Raw genomic sequence first — 10,360 nt, 5'->3', positions numbered from 1 at the left:
GTGGGGCGGCGGGCGCCGCCGACACCGCCGACGACGCCCAGGCCAAGGCCCGCGAAGGAGCCGAGGGTGTGCAGCGGGTCAAGGAGGCCGTGGTCCGCGTGGAGAAAGGCGCCGCCAGCCTGCACGCGAGCATGGCCGACCTTTCGCGCAAGGCCGAGAGCATTGGCGGCATCATGGCCGTGATCAGCGACATTGCCGACCAGACCAACCTGCTGGCGCTGAACGCCGCCATCGAGGCGGCCCGCGCCGGGGATGCCGGACGCGGCTTTGCCGTGGTGGCAGACGAAGTGCGCAAGCTGGCGGAAAAGACCATGAACGCCACGCGCGAGGTGGGCGAGGCCATCCGGGCCATTCAGGACGGCACGACGGCCAGCGCACGCCAGGTGGACGCCGCCGTGGAGGCGGTGACCCAGGCCAATGCCCAGGCGGATACCGCTGGCAGTTCGCTGGACGAAATCGTGCGTCTGGCCTCCGGCGTGTCCGCGCAGGTGCGAGCCGTGGCCACCTCGGGCCAGGAACAGGCGGCGGTAAGCGCGGACATCGTGCGATCGCTGGGCGACGTCACCACCATCAGCGAAGACACCGCCAGGGCCATGCGTGACGCGGAACGTTCGCTGGACGAGCTGAATACCGAGGCGCAACGCCTAGGCGACCTCGTCGCGCGGTTCAAGGAGGGGTAGCGCAGGCGGTATACGCTCCCCTGATCATTCTACTCAAGATTGCATGTTTTACGCCAGATGCTATATGTTGTGAAAAATTTCAGGAGGTGGATATGGAAGACTCAGCAACCTTGAATTACGGCGAAAAATACTGCGAAGCCTGCGGCAAGCCTGTAAAAGAAAAGGCCGAAATATGCCCAAGTTGTGGTGTCCGGGTTCGCAAGTACAGTGCCCGATCCAAGACCACTGCGGCATTGCTCGCCTTTTTCCTTGGCGGGTTTGGCGCACACAAGTTCTACCTCGGCAAGACGGGGTGGGGGCTACTCTATCTGCTTTTCTGCTGGACCTTCATCCCGGCTATCGCTGCGTTTATCGAGTTCATTATTTTGCTTAGCATGGATCAGGCGCAATTCGAAGATAAGTACGCATAGTACGCTAGCCGATCCCGGTAGAGATACAAACCACAACATCACCCGGTCACTGGACTGTCGCGGCAAGGTGTTGCGGTAACGCCCCCGCACCGTTTCCGATGCGGGGGCCTTTCATTCATTTTGCCGCAAACCCTAGCGGGTCAGCTTGCGGAACTTGATCCGGTGCGGCGTGTCGGCGTCCTTGCCCAGGCGCTTCTTGCGGTCTTCTTCGTATTCCGAATAGTTGCCATCAAAGAACACCACGCTGGAATCCCCTTCGAAGGCCAGGATGTGCGTGGCGATGCGGTCCAGGAACCAGCGGTCGTGGCTGATGACCAGCACGCAGCCCGCGAAGTTCTCTATGCCGTCTTCCAGCGCCCGCATGGTGTTCACGTCAAGGTCGTTGGTGGGTTCGTCAAGCAGGATGACGTTGGCGTTGGACTTCAGCATGCGGGCCAGATGCACCCGGTTGCGTTCCCCGCCGGACAGCACGTCCACCTTCTTCTGCTGGTCCTGGCCCATCAGGTTGAAGCGCGAGCAGTAGGCGCGGGCGTTCACCTCGCGGTTGCCCAGCTTGACCGTTTCGTACCCTTCGCTGATCACCTCGTACACGGTCTTGCCCGCTTCCAGCGAATCGCGGTTCTGGTCCACGAAGGCCACCTGAACGGTATCACCGATCTTCAGTTCGCCCGCGTCGGGCGTTTCCACGCCCGCCAGCATCTTGAACAGGGTGGTCTTGCCCGCGCCGTTGGGGCCGATGATGCCCACGATAGCCCCGGCGGGAATGAGGAAGTCCACGCCTTCCATCAGCAGGCGGTCACCCAGCGACTTGGCGAGGTCCTTGGCCTCGAAGACCACCTTGCCCAGGCGCGGTCCCGGCGGGATGTAGATTTCCAGGTCCGGGGCGCGCTTTTCGCTTTCGTGGCTCAGCATGGCCTCGTAGGCGTTGATGCGCGCCTTGCCCTTGGCGTGGCGGCCCTTGGGCGACATGCGGATCCACTCCAGTTCGCGCTGGAGGGTCTTCTGGCGCTCCACCTCGGACTTTTCTTCCTGCTGCAGGCGCTTTTCCTTCTGCTCCAGCCACGAGGAATAGTTGCCCTTCCACGGAATGCCGCGCCCACGGTCCAGTTCCAGAATCCAGCCCGCCACGTTGTCGAGGAAGTAGCGGTCGTGGGTGACGGCGATGACCGTGCCGGGGAAGGTCTGGAGGAAGCGTTCCAGCCAGGCCACCGATTCGGCGTCCAGGTGGTTGGTGGGTTCGTCCAGCAGCAGGATGTCGGGGCTTTGCAGCAGCAGGCGGCACAGGGCCACGCGGCGGCGTTCACCACCGGAGATGACCGACACGGGGGTGTCGCCGGGGGGGCAGCGCAGGGCGTCCATGGCCATTTCGAGGCGGGCGTCCAGGTCCCAGGCGCCCTTGGCGTCCATCTGTTCCTGCACCTTGCCCTGGCGCTCGATGAGCGCGTCCATCTCGTCCGGTTCCATGGGCTCGGCGAACTTGGCGTTGATCTCCTCGAATTGCTTCACGAGATCCACGATGTCCTGCACGCCCTCTTCCACCACTTCACGCACGGTGCGGGTTTCGTCCACCAGCGGCTCCTGCTCCAGGTAGCCGATGGTGAAGCCCGGCGCGAGCACGGTCTTGCCGTCGAAGTTGGGGTCCACCCCGGCCAGGATCTTCAGCAGCGACGACTTGCCCGAGCCGTTCAGGCCCAGCACGCCGATCTTGGCGCCGTAGAAGTAGGAGAGGGAAATGTCCTTCAGCACCTCGCGCTGGCCGTGGCGCTTGGTGACGCGGATCATCGAATAGATGATCTTGTCCGGTTCGTTGCTCATTGGTCCACCTTTCGGGGTTATTGTCTGGTCGGGTTGTTTCCGGGCCGGTGCCTGCCTACCGGGAGGTTGGCACGGGGTGCGCCAGTCGCGGTGTCGCATGCTGCGCGGGACGCCGCGCGGGCGGTCCGGCACTGGCGTGCGGAAACGGCTCCATTGCCGTGTTCGGGGATATGCCGACGAAACGCGGCCCTTGTGCTTTTGCAGACCGCAGTGATTTTGTCCAGTGTGCGGGCGCACGCGGGATGACCGCGCGGGCGGCACGGAGCAGGCCGTACCGCGCGCCGACGCTGCCGGGCACTGTCGTGCGCCCCGCCCCCCTGCCGTTCCGGAAACATCCGTGGTATGCTGTCCTTCGTGACGCCCGTCACGGCACATGGCCGCGCCCGGTCCTACCCTGGCGACACGACCGGCCATGGCGACACGACCGGCCATGGCGACACGGCCTGTCATGCGATTCCGGCAAACGCCAACCATCGCGCCGGGCGCACCACAGACCACACGAAACCCCACGGGAGGCCCCATGCATCTCGCCCCGTCCACGTCCATACACGATCTTGTCTCGGAGCGCCCCTACCTCATCGACGTGCTGGCCGACTTCGCGCCCGCCTTCGCCAAGTTGAAAAACCCGCTTCTGCGCAACACGCTGGGCCGGGTGGCCACCTTGCAGCAGGCGGCGGACATCGCCGGGCTGGAGGTCAACGGCCTGATGCTGCACATTGCGCGCGGCGTGATGGACCATTCTTCCGAAGCCGTGACCATCGTGCCCAAGGGCGCTCCCGGCACCGGCGCAAAGCCCGGCCCCAAACCCGTTGCCGAGACCGGGACATCACCCTGCGCCAGCACCTGCGGCACGCCGTGCGATGCCGGGCAGGCCCCTGCGTCCGGATCGCCCCTGTCCGACGCCGCGCGCATGGATACCCTGAAGGCCCTCATCCGCGAACTGCACGCCGGGGCGGACCCGGCAACGCTGAAGGCGCGCTTTGCCGCCGCCGTGGGCGACATTTCCGGCGGGGACATTGCCCGGCTGGAACAGGCCATGGTGGCCGAGGGCCTGCCGGAAGCCGAGATAAAGCGCCTGTGCTCGCTGCATGTGGACCTGTTCAAAGGCGCGCTGGACGAGACCCCTGCGGTTTCCGCGCCCGCCGGACACCCGGTGCGCACCTACATGGACGAAAACGCCAGGGCCATGGAAGTGGCCGACGAGATCATCTCGCAGGTGGACCGCATGCACCGCACCCCCGGTGACCGCACCTCGCCCATCGACGAGATGGCCTGGTCGTTCAGCAGCCGCTACGTAAAGGAACTGCTGGAAGACCTGGCCCACATCGAAGTGCACTACACCCGCAAGGAAAACCAGCTGTTTCCCCTGCTGGAGGAAAACGGCATAGAGGCCCCGCCCAAGGTCATGTGGGAAGTGCACGACGACATCCGCGCGCTGTTCAAGACCGCCCGCGCGGCCATGGAAAACCTGGCCGCCACGGCAGCCGCGCTGGCCGCGCGCGACGCGGCGGAAGCCGTGAAGGACATGGTCTACAAGGAAGAAAAGGTGCTCTTCCCCATGGCCCTGGAATCGCTGACGGAAGCCCAGTGGGCGCGGGTGCGCCACGGCGAGGACGAAATAGGCTACGCTTGGGTGACGCCCGGCGACGAATGGACGCCGCAGGCGCCCCATCTGGCGGGCCTGGCGGGCGTGGCGGACACGGCTGGCCGGACGCGCGCCGCCGGATCCACGCAACTGGTGCAGCTGGATACCGGCGCGCTGGCCCCCAACGTGCTCAACCAGATGCTGCGCAGCCTGCCGGTGGACCTGAGCTTTGTGGATGCCGACGACCGGGTGGCATACTATTCCGACGTGCCGCACCGCATCTTTCCGCGCAGCGCGGCGGTTATCGGGCGCAACGTGAGCAACTGCCACCCGCCGAAATCCGTGCACATGGTCGAAGACATCCTGGCCAAATTCAAGGCTGGCGAGCGCGATATGGCGGAATTCTGGATAGAGCTTGGCGGCCGCTTCCTGCACATCCGCTACTTTGCGGTGCGCGATACCGACGGCGCCTACCTTGGCTGCCTGGAGGTATCGCAGGACGTCACGGACATCCGCGCCCTGACCGGCCAGCGCCGCCTGCTGGAATGGAGCTGACCCCAAAAACGCCGAAGCACGTCGAACAGTAATGCAATGGCCCGGAGGAACGTCTCCGGGCCATTGCATTTTCCTGCCCCTGCATCCCTCGGCGTGACAATAATGTAACACGCCTTTCGCGATATACAATTGACATTTTCGTGTCGCTCGCAGAGCGTCTAGGCATTGCCTCATCCCGCTCCAGGAGCACACAGCACTTCTCGGTCTGCAGGTGAAGCCGACACCGAAGCAACAGTATCGACAAACCCGGAACAGGGCGCGGAGACCATAGCATGACTGTTCGCAAAAAGCTTATGTTGGGGCTTGTGTTCCTCATATTCGTCCTCCTGTCGCTTGGGGTAGGAATATTCTGGAGCCTTCAGGGCACGAGTCAGGATATCGACGTGCTCGTCGGGCAGCATGTCTCGCTCAGAACCACGGCCATTCGCATCAATTATCAGGCGACACAGCACAGAAGATACGAGAAGGATTTGTTCCTGAACATCGGAGACCCCAAGAAGCAGGAACAATACCTGCAGAAATTCGAACAGGCCGCCAAAGATTTGCGCGGGGGCATTGAAGACCTGGACCGCCAGTTGCGCGCCAGCGCCGCCCCGCCGGATGCGCTCGCCCTGCCCCAGCGCATTCTGTCCGCCCACGAGGCATACCTTGCGGCCTTTCGGGACGTGGCGCGGGGCGCCATGACGGGTGAGATGACGCCTCAAGCAGCCAACTCCAAGTTTTCCGCAGCCAAGGATCACATCTACGCACTGGAGGACAACGTCGCCAAAGTCGTCGTTCTCGCTGACGAAGGGCTGGACAGACACGTTGAGTCCATGCGCCGGAGCCACGATGAATACGTCATCGCCCTCTCGGTGCTTACGCTGTGCTCCATCGTGCTGACCCTATTCGGCGCCGGGTGGCTGTACCGCTCCATAAACCAGCCTCTCGCGGCGTTGGTGGGCTTTGCCGAAACCGTGGCCGGCGGCGACCTCGAACACAAATCGGAATTTTCGTTCAGCGGCGAAGTGGCGCGCCTGCACGACGCCGTGGACCACATGGTGGACGCCATCCGCGAACGGGTGGCCTACAACCGGGCCATCATCAATCGCGTGCCCGACCCCATCATCGTCACCGGTCCGCGCCGCAACATCCGTGCCCTGAACAGCGCCGCCTGCGCCCTGCTGGGCCATGCGGAAGACAGCCTGATCGGCAAGCCGCTGGGCAGTTACCAGGGGGCGGACGTGTACGGCACGGAGCCCCCCATCGACCGCCTGGCCCGCACCGGCGAGGCCGAAACCCAACTGGACTTCACCCGGCAGATGGGCGGCGAGACGCGCTATTTCCATTCCCGCGCGGCCACGGTGCGCAAGCCCGACGGCACGCTGGTGGGGTACATGGAAATCCGCCAGGACATCACCACAGTGAAGCACGGCGAACTGGAAGCGCGGGAACGCAGCGAACGCATTGCCGGGGTGGCCCGCGATGCAGACGCCATCGCAACCACCGTGGCCGATGCCGCCAGCCAGCTTTCCGACCGGGTGGGCGAGGCCGCGCGCGGGGCCGACAGGCAGTTGCAGCGCAGTTCCGAATCGGCCACGGCCATGGACGAAATGGCCGCAACGGTACGCGAGGTGGCCCGCAACGCCTCGGACACCAACCGCACCACGGCGGAAATGTCCGAACGGGCCAGGCAGGGCGCGGACATCGTGGAAAAGGTGACCGCCGCCATCGAAGGGTTGGGCAGCCATTCGCGCGAACTGCGCAGCGAAATGGAAAAACTGGGCACCCAGGCCAGCGACATCGGCAACGTGCTGGGGGTCATCAGCGACATTGCCGACCAGACCAACCTGCTGGCGTTGAACGCGGCCATTGAAGCGGCCCGCGCCGGGGATGCCGGGCGCGGCTTTGCCGTTGTCGCCGACGAGGTGCGCAAGTTGGCGGAAAAGACCATGAACGCCACCCGCGAGGTAGAGGCGGCCATCGGAGGCATCCAGCAATCGGCCCGGCGCAGCGCGGAAGCCACCGACGTTGCCGTGCGCGGCGTCACCGACAGCCAGGCCCTTGCCAACGAGGCGGGCGGCATGCTGCAGGAAATCGTGCACGCGGTGCAGCAGGCCTCCGACCAGGTGAACTCCATCGCCACCGCTGCCGAGCAACAGGCCGCCACCGGCGACGAACTGAACCGCATCATCGCCGAAGTGAACGAAATATCCGGTTCCACGGCCATGCGCATGTCCGAGGCGGAAACCGCCATCGCCGAGCTTTCGGCACAGGCAGCCGCCCTGCGGCGGCTGATGGATTCCATGAAGTAGACGGGCCTGCGTGAGCAGCTGGCCAGGGAGCGGGTGAGCGAGCGGCACCCGGAGTCGCCCCGAGTCGCCCGGGGACATCCGAAGACATCCGGAGGCATCCGGAGACGCTCCCGGAGAATGACGAACGGTGACGGCTCCCATAAAAGGACACAGGGCCCCCGGCATGCCGGGGGCCCTGTCATTTCACGCCACTCGCGACGTTCATCATCCCCCGCACCCGTCATCCACGATCGGTGCCATGCCCTTCACGCAACCTTGCCCGGCGGTGCCCCTGCACTCCGCTGTTCCATGCCCCGGCTGTATCTTGTCCGCCGCTGCCCCTTGTCCTCGTTCGCCGCCCCCCCTACAGGCCCAGCACGTCCAGCATTGCCTGCCGCAAATCCTCCACGCTTTCGGCGCGGATGATGGCGTCCGCCTGGGCATAGGTGATGGTGTTCAGGTCCAGCGGTTCCGGTTCGGGTGGACGAGGAGCCGCCCCCTCCTCGGCCAGCGCCATGTACACCGCGTCCAGCGCCGCCTGCGTGGGCTGCGCCTCCTCCAGCCTCCAGGCCGCAACGGCCACGTCCCAATCCGTCTCCGGGCCGCACGCCAGTTCCCACGCGCCAGCCGGGGCATCGGGGTACAGGCGGCACAAGGCCTCGTGCATGCGTTCGTTGTGCATGGTCCTACCTCACTCGCGTCACAGTCAGGTTGTTCACATTCCCGCCGCCGCCGGACGCAAGCGCGCTGGGGTATATCCGAACTTTCAGCACCGTCCCTGCGGCAAGCTGGCGGGTGGCCCGAAGCTTCAGGCTCGTGTGCATCTGCATCTGGGAGTAGGTTACGGATTCGACAAGCCCGCTGCCGTCCGCAAGGATGGTGCCCCAGACAAAGGCGCCAACGGCCCCGCTGTACAACTTGGCGGTAGCCCGCACCTCGTACACCCCGTCTTCCGGAATGACGATGGACATGGAGCCGTCACCGGCACTGGGCCAGCTTTCTCCGATAGTGGTCATACCCCCATTGGCTGACATAATGGTCTCCACATTGGCGGGGAACGACTGCGAAACGCCCGTAGCTGTCGGGTACACGGTGCAGAACTTGCCCACGTTGGGGCTGAACACGGCGGCGAGCGCATCCAAACGCCCAAGCGCCGCCGTCAGGTCCACCGGGGCGGCGCTCATGGGCGCGTGGTACGCCTTGATGCACGACACCACGGCCACGTTGCGGGGTCGGGTTTCAGAGGCAGTTCGCGGTGCGCCATTCCGTGTATCGGTGGTGGGGTCACCAACGGCCTGCTGGTCACCGGCTGGATAAGAAAGAGAATACAGACGGCTGCTGGAGGCACCGGCTTGTACATCATTACTGCCATTCGAGAAATGCCTGTGGCCCTGGAACGCATCGCCCTGCGCACTGCCCACCACGCGCCCGGCATCCACGCCGCGCCCAAGGTCCGCCCCGCGCCGGAACTCGCCGCGCAGGTCGGGGATGGTGGCGGCAAGGGCCACTGTGCCCCCGGTCAGGTAGGTGATCAGGTCCGGGTATGCCTCCCGCGTCACCACCTGCCCGGCGCAGATCAGAAAGCCCGCCGGCACCGTGTTCACCGGGAAGTCCAGGATGGCCCCGATGGGGACGAAGGCTGCCGAGGCCAGCACGTCCTGCCTGGCATCCGCTACGGCCTGGGCCACATCTCCGTGCAACTGCTGCACTCCGGCCAGGGTCGCATCGGCGCTGGTGGCTGCGGATTCCGCCCGTGCCGCGCTGGCCGTGGCGGACGCCGCCTGCCCCTGCGCGTCCAGAGCCGCCAGTTCCGCGCGGCCCACGTTGGCGGTGATGCCCTCCAGCAGGGCATCGGGCCGCGTGGACTGGTCGGTCAGGGGCACCTTGACGCAACGCTCCACCTCTTCGCGCAGTTGCTGGGCCATCAGGGTCAGCCGGTCAAAGCCGCGCTCCAGCATTTCCGCGTCCAGCACGCCGGTATTGCGCAGATCCATCTCCTGCGTGAAGGACTGATCCAGCCACAGGGTCAGATGTTCACCCGCGCCCACCATGCCGGGCGCGCCCGGTGCAGTGGTCACGCTGCCCCCGCCGCCCGGAAGTGCGGCGGCCACGTAGTCGGCGCCATAGGCCAGCACCCTGTCGCCGCCCGTCCCGCTCACCACGGCCCGCACGTCCTCGGGCCGCAGGAACGGGAAGGTCACCGGCCACTCCGTCTGCGTGCCGTTGCCGGTGTACAGTTCGACGGTGCTCGTCGATACGATGGTCATTGTCCGCTCCTTTGCATTCTTGTCGGCACTGGCCCGGGGTTGCTCCTGAAGCCGGATGCAGGCCACAGAACCGGTACCGGATCAGGATGGGCCTAGATCAGAAGGTTGCCCGCTCCCTGCACGGTGTTGCCGATGATCATGCCGCTGCGCCACCCCTGGCGCACCCGCGACCACGGGTCGTTGGCCATGCCCATCAGCAGAGAGGCACTGCTGTCCGCGCCGGCAGCCTGATATTCCAGCGCACGCTGCCGCCGCTCCGACTGCCGCCGCACGTCCAGCACGTCGGCCTCGGCGGCCAGCGACTGGTCCTGCAAGACATCCAGCGCGCTTCCCGAACCCGCGTCCATGCCCGACGCCGCCAGCAGCGAGCGCATCCCCGCCTGCTGCGAACGCGCCTGGCGCTTCAGCGCCCGCTCGGTGCGCTCGGCATCGCGCCGGGTCTCCTCGATCTGGTAATTGGCCTGCATGGCCGCATTGCGCTGGGTGGCCGCCTGGTATTCCTGCTGCGCCCTGGCGGCGCTGGCGGTCCGGTTCGAATCCATCAGGGTGTAGCCGCCCTGCAGGACGGCTGCTGCCAACAAGGCCTGGGGCAATCCGCACATGTCATCCTCCCGTGTTGGCCGGTTGTTCCGGCGTGAAGCTGGCCGCATGAACATCGCCGGAAGTGAAGGGATGGAACGGCGCGCCCCCATGCCCCAGCGGCATGGGGTGCGCGGCCACGGCAAACCCGCACCGGGCCAGCCAGTGCGCCGTGGCCGGGCGCTGTGCCAGGGCC

The 10,360-nt window shown here is 65.7% G+C and carries 8 protein-coding genes; 4 read left to right on the top strand and 4 right to left on the bottom strand.

Annotated elements, in window-relative coordinates; translation table 11 throughout:
- Both FVW20_RS19360 and FVW20_RS19355 read left to right on the top strand, forming a co-directional pair.
- A partial coding sequence (locus FVW20_RS19360; RefSeq protein ID WP_231039274.1) for a methyl-accepting chemotaxis protein occupies nt 1-680 on the top strand: 680 nt, incomplete at its 5' end.
- 92 nt (nt 681-772) lie between these two features.
- Complete coding sequence (locus FVW20_RS19355) at nt 773-1,090, top strand: TM2 domain-containing protein (RefSeq protein WP_196610851.1); 318 nt, start codon at nt 773-775, stop codon at nt 1,088-1,090.
- Nucleotides 1,091-1,222: 132 nt separating this feature from the next.
- On the opposite strand, the gene ettA is transcribed toward FVW20_RS19355, so the two are convergent.
- The gene (gene ettA / locus FVW20_RS19350; RefSeq protein WP_196610850.1) at nt 1,223-2,905 is read right to left on the bottom strand and encodes an energy-dependent translational throttle protein EttA; all 1,683 of its coding nucleotides are present in this window, start codon (nt 2,903-2,905) and stop codon (nt 1,223-1,225) included.
- A gap of 520 nt (nt 2,906-3,425) precedes the next feature.
- Between ettA and FVW20_RS19345 the strand changes: the two genes are divergently transcribed.
- Complete coding sequence (locus tag FVW20_RS19345) at nt 3,426-5,045, top strand: DUF438 domain-containing protein (protein WP_196610849.1); 1,620 nt, start codon at nt 3,426-3,428, stop codon at nt 5,043-5,045.
- 272 nt (nt 5,046-5,317) lie between these two features.
- Nucleotides 5,318-7,339, top strand: coding sequence for a methyl-accepting chemotaxis protein (locus tag FVW20_RS19340; protein ID WP_196610848.1), 2,022 nt, complete (start codon nt 5,318-5,320; stop codon nt 7,337-7,339).
- Between the two features lie 343 nt (nt 7,340-7,682).
- Here the strand turns inward: FVW20_RS19340 and FVW20_RS19335 are convergent, their stop codons facing one another.
- From FVW20_RS19335 to FVW20_RS19325, 3 genes are all read right to left on the bottom strand, one after another.
- Nucleotides 7,683-8,000 (bottom strand): XkdW family protein, encoded by a 318-nt coding sequence (locus FVW20_RS19335; protein WP_196610847.1) that lies wholly within the window; start codon nt 7,998-8,000, stop codon nt 7,683-7,685.
- 4 nt (nt 8,001-8,004) lie between these two features.
- Nucleotides 8,005-9,585 (bottom strand): tail fiber protein, encoded by a 1,581-nt coding sequence (locus FVW20_RS19330; protein ID WP_196610846.1) that lies wholly within the window; start codon nt 9,583-9,585, stop codon nt 8,005-8,007.
- A gap of 92 nt (nt 9,586-9,677) precedes the next feature.
- A complete protein-coding gene (locus FVW20_RS19325) occupies nt 9,678-10,187 on the bottom strand; it encodes a virion core protein, T7 gp14 family (RefSeq protein ID WP_196610845.1) in 510 nt (169 codons plus the stop codon).
- Nucleotides 10,188-10,360 lie beyond the last annotated feature (173 nt).

It is taken from the genome of Nitratidesulfovibrio oxamicus, from assembly GCF_015731765.1.
Taxonomy (GTDB): domain Bacteria; phylum Desulfobacterota; class Desulfovibrionia; order Desulfovibrionales; family Desulfovibrionaceae; genus Cupidesulfovibrio; species Cupidesulfovibrio oxamicus.
This window is presented reverse-complemented; position numbering and strand designations above follow the sequence as displayed.

Excerpts from the sequence above, each read along its gene's own strand:
- FVW20_RS19355 (WP_196610851.1), top strand. The coding sequence starts at position 773 with ATGGAAGACTCAGCAACCTTGAATTACGGCGAAAAATACTGCGAAGCC.
- FVW20_RS19330 (WP_196610846.1), bottom strand. The coding sequence starts at position 9,585 with ATGACCATCGTATCGACGAGCACCGTCGAACTGTACACCGGCAACGGC.
- FVW20_RS19340 (WP_196610848.1), top strand. The coding sequence starts at position 5,318 with ATGACTGTTCGCAAAAAGCTTATGTTGGGGCTTGTGTTCCTCATATTC.
- ettA (WP_196610850.1), bottom strand. The coding sequence starts at position 2,905 with ATGAGCAACGAACCGGACAAGATCATCTATTCGATGATCCGCGTCACC.
- FVW20_RS19325 (WP_196610845.1), bottom strand. The coding sequence starts at position 10,187 with ATGTGCGGATTGCCCCAGGCCTTGTTGGCAGCAGCCGTCCTGCAGGGC.
- FVW20_RS19335 (WP_196610847.1), bottom strand. The coding sequence starts at position 8,000 with ATGCACAACGAACGCATGCACGAGGCCTTGTGCCGCCTGTACCCCGAT.
- FVW20_RS19345 (WP_196610849.1), top strand. The coding sequence starts at position 3,426 with ATGCATCTCGCCCCGTCCACGTCCATACACGATCTTGTCTCGGAGCGC.